This window comes from Rhodococcus sp. OK302, from assembly GCF_002245895.1.
Taxonomy (GTDB): Bacteria; Actinomycetota; Actinomycetes; order Mycobacteriales; family Mycobacteriaceae; genus Rhodococcus_F.
Window position 1 is genome coordinate 2,611,505 of record NZ_NPJZ01000001.1, and the last position, 26,417, is coordinate 2,637,921.

1 protein-coding gene is annotated in these 26,417 nt (G+C 61.7%); it reads left to right on the plus strand.

All coding sequences use genetic code 11. From position 1 onward, the window contains the following. The first annotated feature begins 22 nt into the window (after positions 1 to 22). The gene (locus tag BDB13_RS12245; RefSeq protein ID WP_141210636.1) at positions 23 to 26,302 is read left to right on the plus strand and encodes a non-ribosomal peptide synthase/polyketide synthase; all 26,280 of its coding nucleotides are present in this window, start codon (positions 23 to 25) and stop codon (positions 26,300 to 26,302) included. Positions 26,303 to 26,417 lie beyond the last annotated feature (115 nt).

Below are 26,417 nucleotides of genomic sequence, written 5' to 3' on the forward strand. Positions count from 1 at the left end.
CCAAAAGGAATGAGGTGGCTCGGTGAATTCAACGGGCAACGAAGCTGTGAACGGTATGTCTGGGTCGTCGGATCTAGAGGCGACACGTTCGAATTCAGGCATATTTCCGCTGTCCACTGCGCAACGTGGCATGTGGTTCGCTCAGCATCTGCTGGGCGACGTTCCGGTCAACATTGCCCAGTACGTCGAGGTCCTGGGACCTCTCGATGTGCAGTTGCTGTCTGATAGCGGTTATCGGGCGGCTGCAGAACTCGGCTCGGGACTACTTCGCATCATCGAGATCGACAACGAGCCGTTCCAGATGATCGACACCGAACTTCGCGCGGAAATCACTTCGATGGACTTCAGCGATCATCCCGATCCCGTTGCAGCTGCCACCGAATGGATGCAGGCCGACTTCCGGGCTCCGGTCGACATGGTCACAGGCTGGTTGACTCGGTCGGTCACACTGCGCCTCGCCGACAATCATTACTTCTGGTACACGAGAATGCACCACATCGCACTCGACGGTTTCGGTGCGATGACGTTCATGAATCTGATCGCGCAGCGCTATACCGAGGCGATCGAGGGCACCCCTGAAGCTCCCGTAAATTTCAGTGACCTCCGGGAAATTCGCGAATACGAGGACAAGTACCGCGGATCGCGCCGTTTCGAGACCGACCGCGCGTACTGGGCCGACGTCACCCGAGATTTCCCGCATCCCATCTCTCTGGCCGGGCGCACCGCGCCCGTCGGTTCGCAGTCCGTAGTCGTCAGCGATCAAATGTCCGTTGACACCGAGGACGCGGTGCTGGCGATGGTGGCGAGGACGCCGGGAGCGTCCTTCGCGACAGTCGCGATCGCCGCAGTCGCAGCATTCCTGTCCCGGTTGACCGGAGAAGACGACATAGTCCTCAGCCTGCCGGTCTCGGCTCGAACAACAGCCAGGCTCCGGCGATCCGGCGGCATGATGTCCAACGTCGTACCGATCAGGCTTTCGACTGCCGGGCACAAGGACACCGGCACCTTGGTGCGCGAAGTCCAGTTGGGATTGACTGGTGCCTTGCGGCACCAGCAGTTCCGTCACGAGGACATCCGCCGCGAGGCCGACGTCGGAACTACGCAGCGCGGTTTCTTCGGTCCGGCGATCAACATCATGATGTTTCACAGCGAGATTCGGCTCGGCTCGACCCTCGGCCGGCTCAACGTGCTTTCGACAGGTCCCGTGGACGATCTGTCGATCAACATCTATCCCGCGGTAGTCGGCAGTCATGCCCATATCGACTTCGAGGCCAACGCCAATCTCTACACGCGCGACGACCTCGCCGCGCACCACGCGCGATTCGGTGAGTTCCTTCGCGATTTCGCCAGAAGTGGTGACGAAGAGCAGATTTCGTCGATCGATGTTCTGCACGAAGACGAATACCGCGACTTGGTTCCGGCAATGGGAGAGCCGGCCACATCGCCGCGTCTGTTCGTGGACTTCCTGCTGGACGGGGTAGTGGCCAATCCTGACGGAATCGCGGTGTGGTCGGCCGGCCACACTCTCACCTATCGCGAACTCGATCAGCGATCGAATCAGTTTGCGCGCGTTCTGATCGACGCCGGTGCGGGCCCCGAAGCACTGATCGCGCTCGCTCTCGACCGTTCGGTCGACGCTCTCGTCGCACTCTGGGCCGTGGCCAAGACCGGCGCCGGGTTCGTTCCGGTCGACCCCAAGCTTCCACAGGCGCGAATCATTCATCTGCTCAGCGATTCCGGCGTTCGGTTCGGGATCACCGCAGTCCGAACTATGGACTCCCTTCCCAGTCTCGTCAGCTGGATGGTCCTCGATTCCGACCAGACTCGGGTGGATATCGACTCCCGTTCCGTATCTGCAATTTCAGCTGCCGAGCAGCTCTCCGCACCCTCGATCGACAACGTGGCCTACGTGATCTATACGTCCGGATCCACCGGACTGCCGAAGGGCGTCGTCGTCACCCATCGTGGACTCTCTCAGTTCGCGGCATCAGCTCGACCGGAACTCGGGATCACCGCGTCCTCTCGTGTCCTACGTTTCTCCTCTGCCAGTTTTGATGCATCGGTATTCGAGATGCTGCAGGCTTTCAGTGCCGGTGCAGCCATGATCGTCACCCCGCCCGACGTCTACGGCGGCGACGAGCTCGTAGACCTTTTGCGCGAGCAACGGGTGACCCATATACTTTCCGCCCCTACGCTTTTGAACACGGTCGACCCCGAAGGTTTGCCCGATCTCGAGGCAGTCGTGGTCGGCGGCGACGTGTGTACTCCGGATCTGGTCGAAAGATTTGGTCCCGCATGCCGTTTCACTAACAGCTACGGGCCCACCGAAACCACGATCGTCATCACCACGAGTGAGCCGATCACGCCGGGCGTCCCCGCCACGATCGGACGCCCCATTCAAGGCGCGTCCGCAGTCGTGCTCGACCGTAAGCTTCGACCCGTCCCGGTAGGCGTTGTGGCGGAGCTGTATCTGAGTGGCCCCGGACTTGCGCGCGCATATCACGGACGCCCGGATACCACAGCAGAACGCTTTGTTGCCAACCCTTTCGGTGAACCAGGGTCACGGATGTACCGCTCGGGCGACGAGGTGCGATGGACGCCTGACCATCAACTCGAGTTCATCGGTCGATCGGACTTCCAAGTCAAGATTCGTGGATTCCGCATCGAACTCGGCGAAATCGACGCAGTCCTGGCCGCACAGGATTCGGTTGACTTTGCGGTCACCGTCGCGCACGAGGCAACCGCCGACAACACAGTGTTGGTCTCCTACCTTCGACCGGCTCCGGGTTTCGACTTCGACTCCGCGGCGATTCTCGCTGCCGTAGCCGAGCAGCTGCCGTCACACATGGTCCCGACCACCGTCATTCGGCTCGAACACGTGCCGCTCACACCGACCGGCAAGCTGGACCGCCGCGCCCTGCCGGCACCGGTGTTCACCGCCCCCGAAGACGAATACCGAGCGCCCACCACCGAGGCCGAGGAAATCGTCGCCGGAGTGTTCTCCGAACTGCTGGGCATCGACAGAATCAGTGTCGACGTTTCGTTCTTTGCGCTCGGCGGCAACTCCCTGATCGCGACCAAGGTGATCGCGCGGGTCAATACCGCTCTCGACGCACATCTCGGCGTGCGCGATATCTTCGACGAACCGACGGTATCCGGTATCGCCGCCAAGGTAGTGGCGCGCAGCGGTATCGCTACGAGTCGCCCGGCGCTCATCGCCCGAGTGCGACCCGAGCACATACCGCTCTCGGCCGCGCAGCAGCGCATGTGGTTTGTGAACCAATTCGACACCAGCTCAGCGGCATACAACGTGCCGATGATAGTGCGGCTCACCGGTGAACTCGACGTGCCTGCGCTGAGCGCCGCACTTCTCGCCGTCATCGAACGGCACGAGTCGTTGCGGACGATGTTCCCGGACACTCCGAGCGGCCCGCATCAGGTTGTGCTGGCGGCCGGTGAAGTGCACACCGACCTGGCTCCGGTTGTCGTTTCCGACGAAGTCGACCTGCATACGCAGCTACGTGAGTTCTCACTTGCCGGTTTCGATGTCACCGCGGCAGTGCCGTTGCGGGCGAGACTGTTCGAAGTTCACCGCGGTGACTATGCCTTGGCGATCGTGGTCCACCACATCGCGACCGACGGATTTTCGCTCACCCCGTTGGTGCGCGATGTCATGGTGGCCTACAGTGCGCATCTGGCCGGACACGTACCGACCTGGAGCCCGCTGAACATCCAGTACGTCGACTACACCTTGTGGCAACGCGAACTGCTCGGTGACGAGCAGGATCCCGAGAGCCTGGCGTCGGAGCAGCTCGGGTACTGGTCGTCCACGCTGACCGGACTTCCCGAATTGCTGGAACTGCCCACCGATCGACCTCGCCCGAATCAGCAGTCCCGTGGTGGTGCCCGCGTCGAGTTCCACATCGATGCCGACGTCCACGACGCTGTCGTAAATACTGCGCATCAACATAATTCAAGCGTCTTCATGGTCATGCACGCGGCGTTGGCCGTGTTGCTGGCTCGGTTGTCCGGAACCTCGGACATCGTGGTGGGCACCCCGGTCGCCGGCCGCGGCGAGCCGGAGCTCGACGACTTGATCGGTGTTTTTGTCAACACCCTGGTGCTACGCACCCAGGTGGACTTGCAGACACCGTTCTCCGATTTGCTCGAACAGGTCCGCGAGATCGACCTGGGTGCATTCGGCAACGCCGACGTTCCCTTCGAACAGTTGGTAGAAGTGCTCGCGCCCGCCCGCTCGACGGCGCATGCTCCGCTGTTCCAGGTGCTCTTGGAATTCCAGAACAACGCGGCGGTCCGCTTGGAATTGCCGCACATGACAGTCGAGCCGGTGCGGTTCGACCTCGAGATGTCGAAGTTCGACCTCCAACTGACCGTTGCCGAAGTTCACGATGCCGACGGCACACCGGCTGGAATGACCGCAGGATTCGTCTTTGCCACAGACCTTTTCGATATCAACACTGTCGAGGTGTTTGCTCAGCGTTTCCAGCGCATCCTCGCTACGGTAGCGGCAGATCCGTCGGCGGCTGTCGGCGACATCGGTCTACTCGAGGTCGCCGAGCGAGAGCTCATGACCATCGGATGGAACGACACCTCACACGAGTTCTCAGCGGTAACTCTGTCGGATCTGGTTTCGGATCAGATGGCTCGGACACCGGACGCCGTAGCAGTGACATTCGACGGCGAATCGCTCACCTATGCGGAGTTCGACTCTCGGGTCAGCAGACTTGCTCGAGAATTGATATCGCAGGGTGTCGGGCCGGATTCGATCGTCGGTGTGCTGCTGGCAAGGTCGACGGAGTTGCTGGTCGCTGTGCACGCAGTCCTGCGAGCAGGTGGTGCGTATGTGCCGCTGGACCCCGAGCATCCGTCGGAACGCATTGTGTCGATAGTGAAGTCGGCCCGACCGCTGCTGGTGCTCACCTCTTCCGAGCAGGGTACACTCGCGACGGAATTTGACGGAGTTCCAAGTCTCGACCTTGCAGTTGTGGATCTCTCGGGTTGGGAGAGTGCGCCGGTAACCGATGTAGATCGACGTGCTCGTCTGGTTCCTGCCAATACGGCCTACGTCATCTTCACGTCAGGCTCGACGGGTGTTCCCAAGGGCGTTGCGGTGCCGCACTCGGCAATCGTCAACCAGTTCCTGTGGCGCCAGGAAGTGTACGGACTCGACCAATCCGACGTAATTCTTGTCAAGACGCCGGCAACGTTCGACGTCTCGGTCTGGGAGATGTTCTGGTCCTTCATGTCTGGGGGACGGGCTGTGATCGCGGAGCCGGACGGGCACCGAGATCCGCACTACCTTGCGTCGCTGATCGAGCGCGAAGGTGTCACCGTGACGCACTTCGTTCCGGCTATGTTGGAACTCTTCTTGTTGCAAGATGTCGCCGAGCGCTGTGATTCGTTGCGATTGGTGTTCTCCGGCGGTGAGGCGCTCAAAGCGTCGACTGCGGTGCATTTTCGCGGGGTGATGAACGCACGCTTGCAGAATCTGTACGGTCCCGCCGAGACAGCGGTGGACGTGACCTATCACGCAGTCACCGAAGAGGACTCGGTGCTCGTGCCGATGGGTGTACCTGTCTCCAACACCCAGGTCTATGTTCTGGATCCACGACTCAATCCGGTACCGGTCGGCCTGGTCGGCGAACTGTACGTCGCGGGCGATCAGTTGGCCCGTGGGTATGTGGGGCGTCCGGATTTGACCGCAGACCGGTTTGTGGCCAATCCGTTCGGAGCAGATGAGGATTCGTCGCGCCTGTATCGGACCGGAGACCTGGTTCGGTGGACCGAGCGCGGCGAGTTGGTGTACGTCGGTCGAGTCGACTTCCAGGTCAAACTGCGGGGTCAACGGATCGAACTGGGAGAGATCGAGGCCGCACTGCTCGGTTGCCCCGCGGTGACGCAGTCAGTGGCGCTCGTCCGCAATGATTCCGCTGCGGGGGACTATCTTGCCGCGTACGTAGTGCTGGAGGCCGGGTCCGAAGTCGACGAGCGTTCACTACTCGAATCCGTCGGCAAGGCGCTACCCCGCTACATGGTGCCCTCGGCTTTGTCGATCCTCGAGGCCTTGCCGCTCAACGCAAACGGCAAGCTCGACCGGAAGATGTTGCCGAAGCCGACATTCGAGCGGCTTGCCGACTATGTGGCACCCCGCACCGACACCGAGGCAATGGTGGCGAAGATCTTCGCCGAGGTCCTGGGGGCCGGTGACGATGCAACGGGAAGATTCGGCGTCTACGACAGCTTCTTCGACCTCGGCGGCAACTCGCTGGTTGCAACCCGAGTTCTGGCGCGGATCAACGAAGCACTGAATGTGCACGTGAGCGTGCGAGAGTTGTTCGAGACCCCCACGATCGGTGGATTGGCAGCACTGGTCGACGGCGCGGAATTGACGGCTTCCGGTCGCCCGGCGCTGACGGCTTCGCTGAGACCTGAACACATTCCGCTCTCGTCTGCGCAATCGAGGATGTGGTTCCTCAATCGCTTCGACCCCACTTCCGGCGCATACAATGTTATTGCGGCGCTGAAGCTTTCAGGATCACTGAACGGCGCCGCGCTGGCCGAGTCGGTGTCGGACATCACCACCCGCCACGAAGCATTGCGGACGATATATCCGGAGTCTCCTCAGGGACCGCACCAGGTGATATTGCCTGCGGCCGAGGTAGTGCGAGACCTGACACCGCAGCACGTCGATGCAGCGGAACTAGAAGCCCGGATCCGTGAGGCCGTGGCCACCGGATTTGACGTGACCTTGCAGGTTCCTGCCGCATTGACCTTGTTGAGTGTGGCGGAAGACGAGCACGTTCTGCTGATGGTGGTTCATCACATCAGCGTCGACGGTTGGTCGATGCGTGTTCTGGCCCGGGATCTGGTTCAGGCCTATGCGGCGCGGATCGAGGGCAATTCGCCCGGCTGGCACGCACTCGAGGCACAGTATGCGGACTATGCACTGTGGCAGCGTCAGGTGTTGGGATCGGAAGAGGATCCGGCATCGTTGATCTCGCAGCAGATCGGCTATTGGAAGGGCAATCTCGACGGCCTTCCGGACCAGCTGGACTTGCCCGCCGACCGTCCACGTCCGGTGGTCGCGTCCAACCACGGCGCCGATTTTGCATTCACCATCGACAGCAAGACCCATGACGGGTTGAACCGGCTGGCCCGGGCGCACAATGCGTCACTGTTCATGGTTGTGCATGCGGCGCTGACAGTTCTCCTCGCCCGGCTGTCCGCCACGTCCGACATCGCAGTGGGCACACCGGTCGCGGGTCGCGGAGACGCGTCACTGGACTCGTTGGTGGGCATGTTCGTCAACACGCTGGTGTTGCGGACACAGGTCGACGGCGCAGCTCCCTTCTCCGACTTCCTCGAGCAGGTGAAGCAAGCCGATTTGCACGCCTTCGAATATGCTGACGTGCCTTTCGAGCGTCTGGTGGAGGTACTGAACCCAGCCCGCTCGCAGGCTCGTCATCCGCTCTTTCAGGTGGCACTGTCCTTCGAAAACCTCGAACGGGCCGAGCTGGAACTGTCAGGGCTGACCGTGTCCACGATGGAGTTCGACACGGCCTCATCCAAGTTTGATCTGCAGCTGACGCTGTCGGAAGGCCTGTCGGAGAACGGCGTGTCTGCGGGAATGCCGGCAACCTTCACTTACACCACAGATCTGTTCGACGAATCAACCGTGGCGGAGTTTGCGACGGCACTGACGCAGATACTGCGCTCAGTGGTCGCGGATGCGTCTGTGGCCGTAGGCGATCTGGAGTGGATGTCGCCCGGTGACATTGCAGAGCTGACGACGGTTGTGAGCGACGACGCGATGCCTTCGGCTCTCCTGGTAGATATTCTGACCGCCGGGTGCGCGATCGATCTGGACGCCGTCGCGGTGCGCTCGGAAGGTCGTTCGGTGACCTACCGTGAACTGGACGAGGCGTCCTCGCGGTTGGCTCGGGTTCTGATTGCCCGCGGGGCCGGTCCGGAAAATATCGTGGCACTGGCATTCCCGCGTTCTTACGAGATGGTGGTCGCGGTCTGGGCGGCCGCGAAGTCCGGCGCCGCGTACGTGCCGGTGGATCCGAATTATCCGGCGGATCGTATTGCACACATGCTGTCTGATTCGCGGGCGGTGTTGGGTGTGACCGGGTCGGCGTTCGCGGGTCAACTTCCGGTGGGGGCTTCGTGGTTGGTGCTGGACGCGCCGGCGACGCAGGTACTTCTGGAGGCGCAGTCTGCGGCTCCTGTCACGGATGAACATCGTGTGAGTGTTCTGCGTGCGGAGCATGCGGCGTACGTCATCTACACATCCGGTTCGACGGGTAAGCCGAAGGGCGTGACGGTCACGCATACCGGTTTGCGGGGGTTGTTGGAGTCGGCGACAGCGCGGTACCGGGTGAGTGCGGAATCGCGGGTGCTGCAGAACTGTTCGCCGAGTTTTGATCCTTCGGTGCTCGAGTGGATGGTGGCGTTCCACGCGGGGGCGACGTCGGTGATCGTGCCGCCTTCGATCATCGGTGGTCACGAGTTGACGGAGTTGTTGCGGGTCGAGCGGGTGACACACGGGTTGATCACGCCGGCTGTGTTGGGAACTTTGGACCCGGCGGTGTTGGTAGATCTCGAGATGGTGTCCATCGGTGGCGATGTGACGGCGCCGGATTTGGTGGCACGGTGGGCTCCAGGACGGACCTATTTCAATGCATACGGTCCGACTGAAACGACGATCATTTCGACGTACGCGCATCTGACGGCCGGTAGTCCGGTGACGATCGGTTCGCCGATCGAGGGCGTGACGGCGCTAGTGCTCGACGAGCGTCTGCATCCGGTGCCGATAGGAACCAGGGGTGAGTTGTATTTTGCGGGCGCAGTGTTGGCTCGTGGTTATCACGATCGGCCGTCGTTGACATCGGATCGTTTCGTGGCGAATCCGTATTCGGCTGATGGTTCGCGGATGTATCGCACGGGTGATGTGGTGCGATGGATCGGCGGCACGTCAAGTGCGGCGGGTGAACTCGAGTACCTGGGGCGCAGTGACTTCCAGGTGAAGGTGCGCGGGTTCCGCATCGAGCTCGGTGAGATCGATGCGGTGTTGTCGGGCCATCCTGATGTCGAGTTCGCGGTGACGGTGGGGCGTGAGTTACCTTCAGGCGCTACAACATTAGTTTCCTACGTCGTCGTCGTTGCAGGATTCGAAGGTGACCTCGATGTCGAAGCGCTGACCAAACACGTCGGTGCAAGTCTTCCCGCGTACATGGTGCCGTCGGCGATCATGGTGCTCGATCAGGTGCCGTTGACGCCGGTTGGCAAGCTCGACCGAAATGCGTTGCCTGATCCGGTGTTCGAGGTGCGCGAGTTCCGGGCACCGGTCACGCCGGTCGAAGAAATTGTGGCGGGAGTTTTTGCCGAGATCCTCGGAGCCCCTCGAGTAGGCCTCGACGACGACTTCTTCGACCTCGGTGGCAACTCGCTGATCGCGACGCAGGTCGTCTCGCGATTGGCTGCCGCACTCGAAACCCGAATTCCGGTGCGAGACTTGTTCGAAGCTCCGACTGTCGAATCGCTGGCTTCGCGGATCGAGTCACAGGTGGGAGTCGGCGGCCGGGCGGCGCTGACGGCACAGGTGCGTCCCGAGCGAGTGCCGCTGTCCTTGGCGCAGCAGCGGATGTGGTTCCTCAACCGCTTCGACTCGGTGTCGAGCGTGAACAATATCCCCGCAGCGATACAGCTCTCCGGCGCGCTGGACCACTCGGCTCTGCAAGATGCGATCACAGATGTGATCGAACGTCACGAAATCTTGCGCACCATCTACCCGGAACACGACGGAACGGGCTATCAGTGCGTGCTCCCCGCCAATGACGTTGCCGTGGCGCAAGGCATAGATCTGTCGGTCCAAACGATCGCTGTGTCGGACACCGTCGACCGCATTACCAGGATTGTCTCGCAGGGGTTCGACGTCACTTCTTCGGTGCCCCTGCGTGTGCGTCTGCTGCAGGTCGCCGACGACGGGTGGATACTGGTATTCGTGGTGCATCACATTGCAGCAGACGGCTTTTCGGTCGCACCGCTGATCCGTGATCTGATGATCGCGTACTCCGCTCGCACTCACGGCGAGGCCCCGGGGTGGGCGCCACTTGCCGTGCAGTACTCCGATTTTGCACTGTGGCAGCACCAGATTCTCGGCGTCGCAGACGATACCGAATCTGTTATGTCGCAGCAGATCAACTTCTGGACAAGTGCGTTGGCTGGGTTGCCGGAGCAGTTGGACCTGCCCACGGATCGGGTGCGTCCGGCGGTGGCCTCGAACCGCGGTGCCACGTATTCGTTCACTCTGGATGCGGATCTGCATTCGGCGTTGAATGTGTTGGCGCGCAGTCGTAATGCGTCGTTGTTCATGGTGTTGCATTCGGCGTTGGTGGTTTTGTTGGCGCGTTTGTCGGCGACTTCCGATATTGCGATCGGAACCCCGATCGCGGGGCGTGGTGAGCAGGCGCTCGATGATCTGGTCGGTATGTTCGTCAACACGTTGGTGTTGCGTACCGAACTCGATCCGGCGTGGACGTTTGCCGAATTGTTGGATGCGGCACGGGAAGTGGATCTGCAGGCTTTCGGTCATGCGGATGTGCCGTTCGAGCGCCTGGTGGAGGTGTTGAATCCGGTGCGGTCGCAGGCCCGGAATCCGTTGTTCCAGGTGGCATTGTCATTCCAGAACCTGGCGAAGACCAGCCTGGAACTGCCCGGAATGTCAGTGAACATGGTCGAGATTGACAGTGGCACTGCAAAGTTCGACCTGTCCCTCACTTTGGTGGAGTCCATCGGCGAAGCGGGTGAGCTGGGCGGTCTGGCCGCGCAATTCTCGTACGCCACGGATCTGTTCGATGAGGCGACGGTGCGTGGTTTCGCGGATCGGTTGGTGCGGATTCTCGAGGCTGCGGCGGTGGATCCGTTGGTGGTGGTTGGTGATGTGGAGGTGTTGTCGGCGGCGGAGTGGGTGTCGTTGACGCAGGTTGATGGTGGCCGCGCGTCGGTGGTGGGGACGTTGTCGGATGTTTTTGCGGCGGCGGTGGCGGTGGATCCGTCGGCGGTGGCGTTGGTGTTCGAGGGTGCGTCGTTGTCGTATGCGGAGCTTGACGAGTGGTCGTCGCGGTTGGCGCGGGTGTTGATCGATCGTGGTGTGGGGGTTGAGGATCGGGTGGCGGTGGCGGTGCCGCGGTCGTTCGAGTCTGTGGTGGCGTTGTGGGCGGTGGTGAAGTCGGGGGCGGCGTTTGTGCCGGTGGATCCGGCGTATCCGGCGGATCGTGTAGCGCATATGGTCGCTGATTCGGGTGTGGTGGTGGGGTTGACGTCGGCGGAGTTCGCGTCGGTGTTGCCCTCGGGTGTGGATTGGGTTGTGCTGGACTCGGATGAGTGTGCGGGTCTGGTGGCGGGGGTGTCGGGGGCTGCGGTCTCGGATGTGGATCGGGTGGGGCGGGTGCGGCCGGATTCGTCGGCGTATGTGATTTACACGTCGGGGACGACGGGTGTGCCCAAGGGTGTGGTGGTGACGCATCGGGGTGTGTCGAATTTCTGTGCGGAGCAGGTGGATCGGTATTCGTTGACGGGTGCGTCGCGGACTCTGCATTTTGCGTCGCCGAGTTTCGACGCGTCGGTGCTCGAGTTGTTGTTGGCGGTGGGGGCGGGGTCGGCGATGGTGATTGCGTCGCCGTCGGTGTACGGCGGTAGTGAGTTGGCGGGGTTGTTGCGCGGTGAGCGGGTGTCGCATGCGTTTGTGACGCCGGCGGCGTTGGGTTCGGTGGATCCGGCGGGTCTGGATGATCTGCGGGTGGTCATTGTGGGTGGTGAGGCGTGTTCGCCGGAGTTGGTGAGTGCGTGGACGGCAACAAGTTCGGGTGGGCGCCGGTTCTTCAATGCGTACGGGCCGACGGAGGCGACGGTCGCGACAAATATCAGTGGTGCGTTGTCGGCGGGTGATGTGGTCACGATCGGTGGTCCGGTTCGTGGGATGTCGGCGTTGGTGCTCGATGAGCGTTTGCGTCCGGTTCCGGTGGGTGTTGTTGGTGAGTTGTATGTTTCGGGTGTTCAGGTGGCTCGGGGGTATTGGGATCGTTTCGGTTTGACGGCGGAGCGGTTTGTGGCGAATCCGTACGGATCTGATGGTGTGCGGATGTATCGCACGGGTGATGTGGTGCGGTGGACCTTTGATGGGGCGATCGAGTATGTGGGTCGTGGTGATTTTCAGGTGAAGATTCGTGGTTTCCGGATCGAGCTCGGTGAGGTCGAGTCGGCGTTGTTGGCGCATGGTTCGGTGGATTCTGCGGTGGTGGTGGGTCGGGAGTCGGCTGCGGGTGTGACGGTGTTGGTGGCGTATGTGGTTGCTGCTGTGGATGTTTCGGTTGACGTTGTTGAGTTGACGGAGTTTGTGGCGGGGGTGTTGCCGGGGTATATGGTGCCGTCGGCGGTGGTTGTTCTGGATCGGTTGCCGTTGACGGGTGCGGGTAAGTTGGATCGGAAGTTGTTGCCGGATCCGGTGTTCGAGGCGAGGGTGTTTCGGGCGCCGGTGTCTTCGGTGGAGGAGACGGTGGCGGCGGTCTTTGCTGAGGTGTTGGGTGTTCCTCGGGTGGGGCTTGATGATGATTTCTTCGATCTTGGTGGTAACTCTTTGGTTGCGACGCAGGTGGTTTCGCGTTTGGGTGCGGCGTTGGATATGTCGGTGCCGGTGCGGGTGTTGTTCGAGGATTCTGTGGTGGAGTTGTTGGCGGCGCGGTTGGGTTCGGGTGTGGGTGGGGGTGGTCGGTTGGCTTTGGTGCCGATGGTGCGTCCGGGTCGGGTGCCGTTGTCGTTGGCGCAGCAGCGGATGTGGTTTTTGAATCGTTTTGATCCTGATTCTGCGGCGTACAACATTCCGATTGTGGTTCGGTTGACCGGCAACGTGGACGCGCATGCTCTGGCATTGGCTGTTCGCGACGTGCTGGCCAGGCACGAATCTCTTCGTACGGTGTTCCCGGATTCGGAGGAAGGCCCGTACCAGTCGGTGCTGTCGGCGGCGAGTGTCGAATTGGACCTCGACCCGATTGCGGTGGCGGGCGAGCAGGACCTGAAGTCCGCTGTTTACGCAGTGGTGGGTGGTGGCTTCGACATCACTACCGAGGTTCCGCTGCGTGTTGGAATTTTCCGGATCAGCGAGCATGAATACACCCTTGCCCTCGTGGTACATCACATCAGTGCCGACGGCTTCTCGATGCGCCCGTTGGCCCGGGATGTGATGGTGGCGTACACCGCTCGGGTATCGGGTGCAGAGCCGGGTTGGGCTCCGCTCGAGGTGCAGTACGCGGATTACGCACTGTGGCAACGTGATCGTTTGGGTAGCGAAGCCGAGACGGATTCTCCGGCCGGCACTCAGCTTGCCTACTGGAAGCGTCAACTCGCATCCGCACCGGCAGTCATCGACCTCCCCACAGACCGCAGTCGACCTGCTACCGCTTCGATGGTCGGTGCGAGTGTCGAATTCACCATTGACACGGCAGTGCGCGAGAAGCTGAACGTGGTTGCACGCGAGCATGAAGCCAGCGTCTTCATGGTCATTCATGCCGCGCTTGCCGTTCTGCTGTCGCGACTCAGCGCCAACTCGGATGTTACCGTCGGAACTCCGATTGCGGGCCGCGGCGAGGCCGCACTCGATGCGATGGTCGGCATGTTCGTCAACACCTTGGTGTTGCGTACCGATATCGATCCGGCGGCCAGTTTCTCTGCAGTGCTGGGCAATACGCGTGCGGTAGATCTGGACGCGTACGAGAATGCAGATGTCCCGTTCGATCGCGTGGTCGAAGCTCTGGATCCGGTGCGTTCGCAGGCTCACGCCCCGCTGTTCCAGGTATCGCTTTCCCTGCACGAATCCGCTGTCGGTTCCGTCGAATTGCCCGGTGTAGTCGTGGAATTCGACGATTCCGATGCTGGCATCGCGAAGTTCGACCTCGAACTGACGATGAGCGAAAATGTCGATGGCGGATACACCGGGACATTGGCCTACGCCACAGATCTCTACGATGCCGGTAGCGCCAGGACATTCGCACGGCGCTTCAGTCAGGTGCTGACGGCCGTAGTCGAAGACTCCGATCGGATCATCGGAGAAGTACCGATCCTCGACGCCGAAGAAATATCCGACTTGGCATTGTCGACCCGGGAGACGGCACCCGCACCGCGCCTGCTGGCCGAGATCCTCACTTCCGGCGTTGCGATTGATCCCACGCGCGTTGCTGTTGTCTCCCAGACCGGGAACCTGACCTACGCAGCGTTGGACGCCGAATCGAACCGCCTGGCCCGAGCGCTCATCGCTCGCGGCGCAGGACCGGAACAGTTTGTGGTTCTCTCGTTCACCCGTACAGCGGAATCGATTGTCGCACTGTGGGCAGTGGCGAAAACCGGTGCCGCATTCGTGCCGGTGGACCCGGCCCTGCCGGCTGACCGGATCGAGCACATGGTGCGCGACTGCGGTGCAATCCTCGGTCTGACCACCTCCATTTTGTCCGCGACGCTGCCGGGAGATCTGGACTGGCTCGAGATCGACGGAACCGCTGATGCTGCCGTATCCCGCGGATTCTCAGATCAGGATCTGTCAGCGTCGGATCGCACCTTGCCGACTGCGCTGTCCAATCCGGCTTACATGATTTACACCTCAGGCTCCACCGGATTGCCCAAGGGCGTTGTTGTCACCCACAGCGGCCTCGCGTCGTTCACCGGTGACGCTCGCACCGAGTTGGCGGTCACGGATTCCTCGCGGGTGCTGCGCTTTGCCTCATCCAGCTTCGACGCTTCCGTCATCGAAATGGTGGTGACGTTCAGCGTCGGTGCAACCCTGGTGGTAGCCGATCCGTCGATCATCGGCGGCGAGGAACTGGGTGCGCTCATCCAGGCGGAACGCATCACGCACATCCTCAGTGCGCCGGCCGTGCTCGGCACGGTGGATACCGAGGCGTTTGCCGGTGTCGAGACTGTCATTGTCGGCGGCGACGTGTGCCCGCCCGAACTGGCAGCGCGACTGGCGCCGGGACGGCGGTTCTTCAATAGTTACGGTCCGACCGAGACCACCATCATCATCACCGTCAGTGACGATCTCGCCGCAGGTGAGTCCATCGACATCGGACGCCCGATCGCCGGGGCCGGGGCCTTGGTGCTGGACGCACGTTTGGGGCACGTCCCGCGCGGTGTCGTCGGCGAACTCTACCTGAGTGGACCCGGCTTGGCTCGTGGATACCACGCTCGCACCGCCTTGACGTCGGAGCGATTCCTGGCCGATCCGTACGGTGCGCCGGGAGAACGGATGTACCGCACCGGCGACCTGGTTCGCTGGAGCGCTCGCGGCACTCTTGACTTTGTGGGTCGCATCGACGATCAGGTTCAGTTGCGTGGCCTCCGCATCGAATTGGGGGAGATCGAGGTTGCGCTCTCGCAGATCGATGGTGTGGCGCAGAGTGCGGTTCTACTGCACCGTGATTCCCATACCGGCGATCGCCTTATCGCCTACGTGGTCGGGGAACAGGACGTAGAACTCGTCGATGCAGACCTGAAGACGCAGTTGGGCCTCTCGTTGCCCAACTACATGGTTCCGACCCAATGGGTGGTGCTCGAAGAATTGCCGGTTACCACAGCAGGCAAGCTGGATCGGCGCGCACTGCCTGTGCCGAATTTCTTGTCCGAGAGCATATTCCGTGCGCCGTCGAACCCGGTTGAAGAGACTGTCGCGGGAGTATTTGCCGACCTCCTCGGGATCGAGCAGGTGTCGGTCGACGACAGCTTCTTCGCGCTGGGTGGAAACTCTTTGCTTGCAACCAGGTTGGTTGCGCGGGTGAACAGTGCGCTGGGGACTTCTATTGCCATTCGCGACATCTTCGACTACCCGGATTCCGCTTCGCTTGCACGGGCAGCTGAAAGCAGCTCACGCTCCGCGGATCTGCCGAAACTGGGATCACTGCCGCGGCCGGAGCGAGTGCCGTTGTCGTTGGCTCAGCAGCGGATGTGGTTCCTCAGCAGATTCGACAGCGCGTCCGCAGTCAACAACATTCCGGTCGCGATCAGGTTGACCGGTGCATTGGACACGGAAGCATTGGCCTTCGCAGTGGCGGACGTGATTGCGCGCCATGAGATTCTGCGCACGGTCTACCCGGAGATTGAAGGCGCAGGCGTTCAGGTGGTTGTGCCACTGGCGCAAGCCGTTCCAAATCTGACTCCGGTGCATGTTGCGGAAGACGAATTGCCGGCGGCCGCGTCGGCATTGGCCATGACGGGATTCGACGTCACCGTAGAGGTTCCGTTGCGGGCTGGGTTGTTCGCACTGTCCGCAACCGAGTTCGTACTGGTGATCGTGGTACATCACATCTCGGCTGACGGATTCTCTCTGGGGCCACTGACGCGGGACGTGATGATCGCATACGCGGCGCGTTCGACTGGCGTGTCGCCGTCATGGGCGCCGCTCACCGTTCAATACGCGGATTACGCAGTGTGGCAGCGCGAAGCGTTGGGGTCCGAGGATGATTCGGAGTCTTTGATTTCGCGTCAGCTCGGATACTGGACCGAGGCACTCGGCGGATTGCCCACCCAACTCGACCTGCCGGCCGACCGCCCTCGTCCGGCCGTTGCCTCGAACCGGGGTGCGAGCGTCGACTTCGTGATCGGCGCAGAACTACTGTCGGCACTGAATATCATTGCGCAAAAGCATAACTCGTCGCTGTTTATGGTCATCCACGCTGCATTGTCTGTGCTTCTGGCCAGATTGTCAGGGACTTCGGACATCGCTGTCGGTACACCCGTCGCGGGACGCGGCGAGTCGGAACTCGATGATCTTGTCGGTATGTTCGTCAATACGTTGGTCTTGCGCACCGAAGTGCCGGTTGCCGCGAAGTTCGACGAATTCCTGAGCGTGGTCCGCGAGTCCGACCTCGGGGCGTTCGGACATGCAGATGTGCCGTTCGAGCGACTCGTAGAGGTACTCAACCCGGCCCGCTCCCAGTCGCGTCATCCCCTGTTCCAGGTTGCTCTCTTCTTCCAGAACATGGAACGCACACACTTCGAACTTGACGGATTATCCGTCTCCGGCGTCGAATTCGACGACGTGATCGCAAAGTTCGACCTGCAGATGACAATTGTCGAACGGTCCGGCGATGCTGACGCTGCGACCGGTTTGTCAGTGAACCTGACCTACGCGACGGATTTGTTCGACCAGTCGACGATGCTCACTTTCGGGGACCGGTTCGTCCGCGTCCTCACTGCTGTTGCCGCGGACTCCTCGGCGGTAATCGGGGATATCGAATTGCTCGGTGCCGCTGAACGCGAACTGGTGCTGGCGGGGTGGAACGACACCGATCACGAGGTTGAGTCGGGGGAGTTGCTGCTCGACGCGTTCGATGTTGCGGTAGTGGCTAACCCGGATGCCACTGCGGTGGTGTTCGAGGGTGCGTCGTTGACGTACCGGGAGCTCGATGCGCGGGTCAACCGCCTGGCGCGGTTGTTGATCGACGAGGGCGTGGGTCCGGAATCTTTGGTGGCGTTGGCTGTTCGACGTTCTTTGGATCTTGTGGTCGGGATCTACGCGGTGGTGCGGGCCGGTGGCGCGTATGTGCCGGTCGATCCTGATCATCCGGCGGAGCGGATCGGGCACATCCTCGACACCGCAAGACCGGTGTGTGTATTGAGCACGTCGCGGGACGGGTTCACGGCGGCGGGTGCGCGTCCGGTGCTGTGCATCGACCTGCTCGAGATGTCGGGCTTCTCGGCGGGGGCGGTCACCGATGCCGAGCGCACCTCGATGTTGTTGCCGGAGCATCCGGCGTACGTCATCTTCACTTCGGGCTCGACGGGTAAGCCGAAGGGTGTGGCGATCAGCCATGCCGCGATCGCGAACCAGATCGCGTGGATGCAGTCCGAATATGTTCTCAACTCCTCGGACGTGTATTTGCAGAAGACGGCAACGACGTTCGATGTCTCGTTGTGGGGTTTCTTCCTGCCGTTGCGGGCGGGCGCTCAGTTGGTGGTGGCGACACCGGACGGGCATCGCGATCCGGCGTATGTGGCGTCGACGATCCGCGAACGTGGTGTGACGGTGACGGACTTCGTGCCGTCGATGCTGACGGTGTTCGCCGGTGCGGTCGAGCGCGGGGACCTTGTGTCGCTGCGGAATGTGTTCGTGATCGGTGAGGCGTTGCCGGCGGAGACCATCGCGGATTTTGCTGCGGTTTCGGATGCGGGTGTGCACAACCTGTACGGGCCGACGGAGGCTGCGGTATCGATCACCTTTGCCGATGTGACGGCGGCGCGAGCAGGTGGTGCGGTGTCGATCGGGCGTCCGGAGTGGAATTCCCAGGTGTTCGTACTGGATTCGCGTCTGCAGCCGGTTCCGGTGGGTGTGCCTGGCGAATTGTATCTGGCAGGAGTGCAGTTGGCCCGGGGCTACTACGGCCGGGTGGATATCACGTCGGATCGGTTTGTGGCGAACCCATTCAGCAGTATTGGTGAGCGGATGTATCGGACCGGTGACCTGGTTGTCTGGACGGCGACGGGGGAGTTGGAGTACATCGGTCGTACCGATTTCCAGGTGAAGTTCCGCGGTCAGCGGATCGAGCTGGGGGAGATCGAGACAGCTCTCCTGTCCCACGAGTCTGTGCTGCAGGCAGCGGTGTTGGTAGTGCCGACGCCGACGGGTGATCACTTGGTCGGCTACGTCGTTCCGACGCAGTCTGCTGATATCGACCAGGATGAACTCAAGGCATATGCCGCGCAGTCGTTGCCTTCGTACATGGTGCCGTCGACGGTGATGGTGCTCGCGGAGTTCCCGCTCAACTCCAGTGGAAAGTTGGATCGTAAGGGGTTGCCGGCGCCGATGTTCGAGGCTCGAGTGTTCCGGGCTCCGGTGACTGCGATCGAGGAGAGCGTGGCGACGGTGTTCGCCGAGGTGCTGGGTGTACCTCGCGTGGGCCTCGACGACGATTTCTTCGAACTCGGTGGCAACTCGTTGATCGCGACGCAGGTGGCGTCGAGGCTGGGCGTCGCCTTGGATATGCGGGTTGCGGTGCGGGAGTTGTTCGAGGCTCCGACAGTCGAGGATCTGGCTGCGAGGATGGCGTCGCAGGTGGGTGTGGGTGGCCGACTGGCTTTGGTTCCGATGTCGCGTCCGGACAATGTGCCGTTGTCTTTGGCGCAGCAGCGGATGTGGTTCCTCAACCGCTTCGATACCGATTCCGCGGTGAACAACATTCCTGCCGCGATCCGGTTGTCGGGCACATTGGATGTTGTTGCGCTACAGGCCGCTGTGCGCGACGTCCTGGTCCGCCACGAGGTTCTGCGCACGATGTATCCGGAGATCGACGGTGTCGGATACCAAGTAGTGCTACCGGTTTCGGATCTCGAACTGGATATCGCACCGATTGTCGTGGCAGAGAACGACGTGTTGACGAAGGTTGTCGAAGTTATCGCGGTCGGGTTCGACGTCACTGTCGAGGCTCCGTTGCGAGTGCGCCTGTTCCAGGTGGCGCCGGACGAATTTGTGTTGGCATTGGTGGTCCACCATATTTCGGCTGACGGTTTCTCGATGGGGCCATTGACCCGGGATCTGATGGCGGCGTACGTCATGCGAGCCGTGGGCGAAGCCCCGCGTTGGCAGCCGTTGCCGGTGCAGTACGCCGACTACACACTGTGGCAGCGTGAGATTCTCGGCACCGAGGACGATCCGGTTTCGCTGATCTCTCAGCAAGTCGCCTACTGGGCAGAAAACCTGGCCGGGCTTCCGGAGCAGTTGGACCTGCCCACGGATCGGGTGCGTCCGGCGGTGGCGTCGAACCGCGGTGCCACGTATTCGTTCACTCTGGATGCGGATCTGCATTCGGCGTTGAATGTGTTGGCGCGCAGTCGTAATGCGTCGTTGTTCATGGTGTTGCATTCGGCGTTGGCGGTTTTGTTGGCGCGTTTGTCGGCGACTTCCGATATTGCGATCGGAACCCCGATCGCGGGGCGCGGTGAGCAGGCGCTCGATGATCTGGTCGGTATGTTCGTCAACACGTTGGTGTTGCGTACCGAACTCGATCCGGCGTGGACGTTTGCCGAGTTGTTGGATGCGGCTCGGGAGGTGGATCTGCAGGCTTTCGGTCATGCGGATGTGCCGTTCGAGCGTTTGGTGGAGGTGCTGAATCCGGCGCGGTCGCAGGCCCGGAATCCGTTGTTCCAGGTGGCATTGTCATTCCAGAACCTTGTCGAGTCGACGTTCGAGTTGCCCGGTGTCACTGTGAGTTCGTTGGGCATGGATGGTTCGGTCGCAAAGTTCGATTTGCAGTTGACCTTGTCGGAATCAATCAGTGAAGACGGCACAGAATCTGGAATCTCGGCAAACTTCACGTACGCCACGGATCTGTTCGATGAGGCGACGGTGCGTGGTTTCGCGGATCGGTTGGTGCGGATTCTCGAGGCTGCGGCGGTGGATCCGTTGGTGGTGGTTGGTGATGTGGAGGTGTTGTCGGCGGCGGAGTGGGTGTCGTTGACGCAGGTTGATGGTGGCCGCGCGTCGGTGGTGGGGACGTTGTCGGATGTTTTTGCGGCGGCGGTGGCGGTGGATCCGTCGGCGGTGGCGTTGGTGTTCGAGGGTGCGTCGTTGTCGTATGCGGAGCTTGACGAGTGGTCGTCGCGGTTGGCGCGGGTGTTGATCGATCGTGGTGTGGGGGTTGAGGATCGGGTGGCGGTGGCGGTGCCGCGGTCGTTCGAGTCTGTGGTGGCGTTGTGGGCGGTGGTGAAGTCGGGGGCGGCGTTTGTGCCGGTGGATCCGGCGTATCCGGCGGATCGTGTAGCGCATATGGTCGCTGATTCGGGTGTGGTGGTGGGGTTGACGTCGGCGGAGTTCGCGTCGGTGTTGCCCTCGGGTGTGGATTGGGTTGTGCTGGACTCGGATGAGTGTGCGGGTCTGGTGGCGGGGGTGTCGGGGGCTGCGGTCTCGGATGTGGATCGGGTGGGGCGGGTGCGGCCGGATTCGTCGGCGTATGTGATTTACACGTCGGGGACGACGGGTGTGCCCAAGGGTGTGGTGGTGACGCATCGGGGTGTGTCGAATTTCTGTGCGGAGCAGGTGGATCGGTATTCGTTGACGGGTGCGTCGCGGACTCTGCATTTTGCGTCGCCGAGTTTCGACGCGTCGGTGCTCGAGTTGTTGTTGGCGGTGGGGGCGGGGTCGGCGATGGTGATTGCGTCGCCGTCGGTGTACGGCGGTAGTGAGTTGGCGGGGTTGTTGCGCGGTGAGCGGGTGTCGCATGCGTTTGTGACGCCGGCGGCGTTGGGTTCGGTGGATCCGGCGGGTCTGGATGATCTGCGGGTGGTCATTGTGGGTGGTGAGGCGTGTTCGCCGGAGTTGGTGAGTGCGTGGACGGCAACAAGTTCGGGTGGGCGCCGGTTCTTCAATGCGTACGGGCCGACGGAGGCGACGGTCGCGACAAATATCAGTGGTGCGTTGTCGGCGGGTGATGTGGTCACGATCGGTGGTCCGGTTCGTGGGATGTCGGCGTTGGTGCTCGATGAGCGTTTGCGTCCGGTTCCGGTGGGTGTTGTTGGTGAGTTGTATGTTTCGGGTGTTCAGGTGGCTCGGGGGTATTGGGATCGTTTCGGTTTGACGGCGGAGCGGTTTGTGGCGAATCCGTACGGATCTGATGGTGTGCGGATGTATCGCACGGGTGATGTGGTGCGGTGGACCTTTGATGGGGCGATCGAGTATGTGGGTCGTGGTGATTTTCAGGTGAAGATTCGTGGTTTCCGGATCGAGCTCGGTGAGGTCGAGTCGGCGTTGTTGGCGCATGGTTCGGTGGATTCTGCGGTGGTGGTGGGTCGGGAGTCGGCTGCGGGTGTGACGGTGTTGGTGGCGTATGTGGTTGCTGCTGTGGATGTTTCGGTTGACGTTGTTGAGTTGACGGAGTTTGTGGCGGGGGTGTTGCCGGGGTATATGGTGCCGTCGGCGGTGGTTGTTCTGGATCGGTTGCCGTTGACGGGTGCGGGTAAGTTGGATCGGAAGTTGTTGCCGGATCCGGTGTTCGAGGCGAGGGTGTTTCGGGCGCCGGTGTCTTCGGTGGAGGAGACGGTGGCGGCGGTCTTTGCTGAGGTGTTGGGTGTTCCTCGGGTGGGGCTTGATGATGATTTCTTCGATCTTGGTGGTAACTCTTTGGTTGCGACGCAGGTGGTTTCGCGTTTGGGTGCGGCGTTGGATATGTCGGTGCCGGTGCGGGTGTTGTTCGAGGATTCTGTGGTGGAGTTGTTGGCGGCGCGGTTGGGTTCGGGTGTGGGTGGGGGTGGTCGGTTGGCTTTGGTGCCGATGGTGCGTCCGGGTCGGGTGCCGTTGTCGTTGGCGCAGCAGCGGATGTGGTTTTTGAATCGTTTTGATCCTGAGTCTGCGGCGTACAACATTCCCGCGGCTGTCCGCTTGTCCGGAGATCTGAATGTCGGTGCGCTGCAGTCCGCTATCTCGGACGTCGTAGAACGGCACGAGATTCTGCGGACCGCCTATCCAGAACACGACGGCATCGGTTGCCAGGTTGTGTTGCCGGTCAGCACCGGCAGCGTGGAACTTGGCGTTGTGGTGGTTTCTGATTCTGACGTTGTCGAGCGGGTTGCGGCGTTTGTCGCGGACGGATTTGATGTCACGCTTGCTCCGCCGGTGCGGGCTACGTTGTTCCAGGTTACCGAAGACGAACATGTGCTGGTCTTCGTGGTGCATCACATTGCAGCTGACGGATTCTCGGTGGCACCGCTTCTGCGAGACGTGATGGTTGCCTACTCGGCGCGGGTGAACGGAGACACTCCGGGTTGGGCGCCGCTGCAAGTACAGTTCGCGGACTTCGCATTGTGGCAGCGTGAGGTTCTCGGCAGTGAAGGCGACCAGGCGTCCTTGATCTCGCAGCAGATCGGCTTCTGGACCGGCGCGTTGGCGGGCATCCCGGATCTGCTGGATCTGCCGACAGATCGTTCACGTCCACTGGTTGCATCGAATCAGGGTGCAGGGTATTCGTTCACCATCGATCCTGACCTTCACGTGGCTTTGAATAGGATTGCGCGCGAACATAATGCGTCGCTGTTCATGGTGTTGCATTCGGCGCTGGCCGCTCTGCTTGCACGACTGTCCAGCACCACCGACATCGTGATCGGCACGCCCATCGCCGGGCGCGGTGAGCAGGCGCTCGATGATCTGGTCGGTATGTTCGTCAACACGTTGGTGTTGCGTACCGAACTCGATCCGGCGTGGACGTTTGCCGAATTGTTGGATGCGGCACGGGAAGTGGATCTGCAGGCTTTCGGTCATGCGGATGTGCCGTTCGAGCGCCTGGTGGAGGTGCTCAATCCGGCGCGGTCGCAGGCCCGGAACCCGTTGTTCCAGACCATGCTGACGTTTCAGAACCTAGAGGGTGGTTCTTTCGAACTGCCGGGGCTTCAGGTGTCGGCAGTATCTACCGATGCTGAAGTTGCGAAGGTGGATCTGCAACTGACCGTCGCGGAGTCGATCGCCGAGGACGGTGCGTTCAACGGGATGTCTGCCCGCTTCACCTATGCCACGGATCTGTTCGACGAGTCGACGGTGCGTGGTTTCGCAGAGCGGTTGCAACGGATTCTTGTCGCGGTGGTCGCGAATCCGTCGGGAGCGCTCGGCGACATCGATGTTCTCAGTGTGGCAGAGCGGGAACTGGTTGTATCCGGATGGAACAGCACCGAGGTCGAACTGGAGTCGGCGACATTGGTGTCCTTGTTCGACGCGCAGGTGGCGCGGACCCCGGACGCCGTGGCGTTGGTGTTCGACGGTGAATCACTGACCTACCGTGAACTTGATGCCCGGTCGAACCGGTTGGCGCGCAGGTTGATCGCCGAGGGTGTGGGCCCGGAGTCGTTGGTCGGGTTGGCGATGCGTCGCAGTGTGGAACTGGTGGTCGGGATGTATGCGATCGTCAAGGCCGGTGGTGCGTATCTGCCGATCGATCCTGATCATCCCTTGGCACGTACCGAGTATGTGCTCGAGTCTGCGGTACCGGTGTGCGTGCTCAGTACCGAGCGAGACCGCGTTGTGTTGCCGGCCGACGTCCATGTATTGACGGTGGACGCGATGGATGTGTCGGGCTTCGACGACGCTCCGGTTACGGATGCGGATCGGATCCGAGTGCTGGATCCGGCGTCGACGGCGTATGTCATCTACACCTCGGGTTCGACGGGTCGGCCGAAGGGTGTTGCGGTCGCGCACAGCGCGATTGTGAATCGGTTGTTGTGGATGCAAGCGGAGTACGAGTTGACTGCGACGGATGTGGTGGTGCAGAAGACGCCGGCGACGTTCGACGTGTCGGTGTGGGAGTTCTTCTGGCCGTTGCAGGTTGGTGCGTCGCTAGTGGTGGCGAAGCCGGACGGGCATCGCGATCCGATGTATTTGGCACAGCTCATGTTCGAGGAATCTGTCACGGTTGCCCACTTCGTGCCGTCGATGCTGGCGATGTTCACGGCGGTGGCGCCGGCAGATCAGTGTGGGTCGTTGCGGCAGGTGTTCTGCAGTGGTGAGGCGTTGCCGGCGCGTTCGGCGGCAGCGTTCCGGACTCTTTCGGATGCGCGGTTGCACAACTTGTACGGGCCGACGGAAGCTGCGGTGGATGTGACGTTCCATGAGGTCACTACTGCCGACGCCCTGAGCGTCCCGATCGGTGCGCCGGTGTGGAATACGCAGGTGTACGTGCTGGATGCGCGTTTGCAGCCGGTGCCGGTGGGTGTTCCGGGTGAGTTGTACCTGGCGGGGACCCAGTTGGCGCGAGGTTATGTGGGTCGTGCTGATTTGACGGCGGATCGGTTTGTGGCGAACCCATTCGACCCGGGAGCGCGGTTGTATCGCACGGGCGACGTCGTCTCCTGGAACAGCGTTGGGGAGATCGAGTACATCGGTCGTACCGATTTCCAGGTGAAGTTGCGTGGGTTGCGGATCGAGTTGGGGGAGATCGAGGCTGCATTGCTGGAGCAGGAGTCTGTGGCGCAGGTGGTGGTGTTGGTTCGCGAGAGTGTGCTGGGTCAGCAGTTGGTGGGTTATGTGGTGCCGGCTGCCGGTATGTCGGTTGATGTCGAGTCGGTGAAGGCGGCAGTGGCGCAGCGGGTTCCGGGGTACATGGTTCCGGGTGTTGTTTTGGTGTTGGATGCGTTGCCGTTGGGTGCGTCGGGCAAGTTGGATCGGAAGTTGTTGCCGGAGCCGGTGTTCGAGGCGAAGGTGTTCCGGGCTCCCGCGACGGAGACAGAGCGCGCGGTTGCGTCAGTCTTTGCCGATGTTCTGGGCGTCGAAGAGGTGGGTCTCGACGATGATTTCTTCGACCTCGGCGGCAACTCTCTGATCGCGGTCCAGGTGTCAGCTCGGCTCAGGGTGATGCTCGGCCGCGATGTCCCTGTTGCGTTGATGTTCTCGAACTCCACTGTCGAGGTACTCGCGCAGCGCCTCGATACCGACGTCGAGGGCAGCCATGACAACGGACTCGGCGTCGTGTTCCCGATTCGCGAATCCGGAACGGCGTCACCGGTGTTCTGCGTGCACCCGATCGTGGGACTGGGTTGGTCTTATGCCGGACTGGCCAGACACCTCGATTCGGAAACCCCGATCTACGCTCTGCAGAATCCAGCGATTCGCGAAAGTGACTTCGCTCCCGAAACTATCGAAGCGGTTGCCGTTCGCTACATTTCGGAGATCCGGAAGGTGCAGGCCTCCGGTCCGTATCGTCTGCTCGGGTGGTCGTTGGGAGGCGTCATTGCTCACGCGATGGCGGTTCAGTTGCAGCGTGCCGGCGAGGAAGTGGAACTGCTTGGGATGATGGACAGCTTTACCTCGTCGAGTCGCCCGGTCGAGGACGCCGCGCCTACCGTCACGATGAATGATGTGCTGGGTGGACTCGGACTCGATCTGTCGGAGACCGCTACTGACGCCGAGACAGTGCTCGATGAGCGGAGCATGGCCGGACTGCTTGCCGGGGTGACCGGACAATCGGCGGAAGAGGCTGCCGCGACAATCGAACGGATGATGCAGGGTGCTGCACGAAACTCCCGATTGATGTGGGAGTACCAACCTGAATCATTCGACGGCGACGTGGTGTTCTTCACCGCAGAGTCCGATGATCCGAGCGGCCGGGTGGCTGCGTCCGGATGGGAGTCGGTCGTGACCGGGAACGTCCGCAACCACGGTGTGCCCACGACGCACTGGCGCATGACCTCGCCGGAAGCCCTGGAAATGGTGGGACCGATCGTGAACGACATGCTCCGGTCTGTGCGGGTCACCAAGCATTGACGAGCTGGCGGTACACGGCTGTGAGGCCGTGTGCCGCCATGTTCGGTGGCCCGCTTCGGGCCCCGGAAGAAGGTGATTTCTACCCCCTTGCGGGGGTGACGGGGCAGTGGGCCAC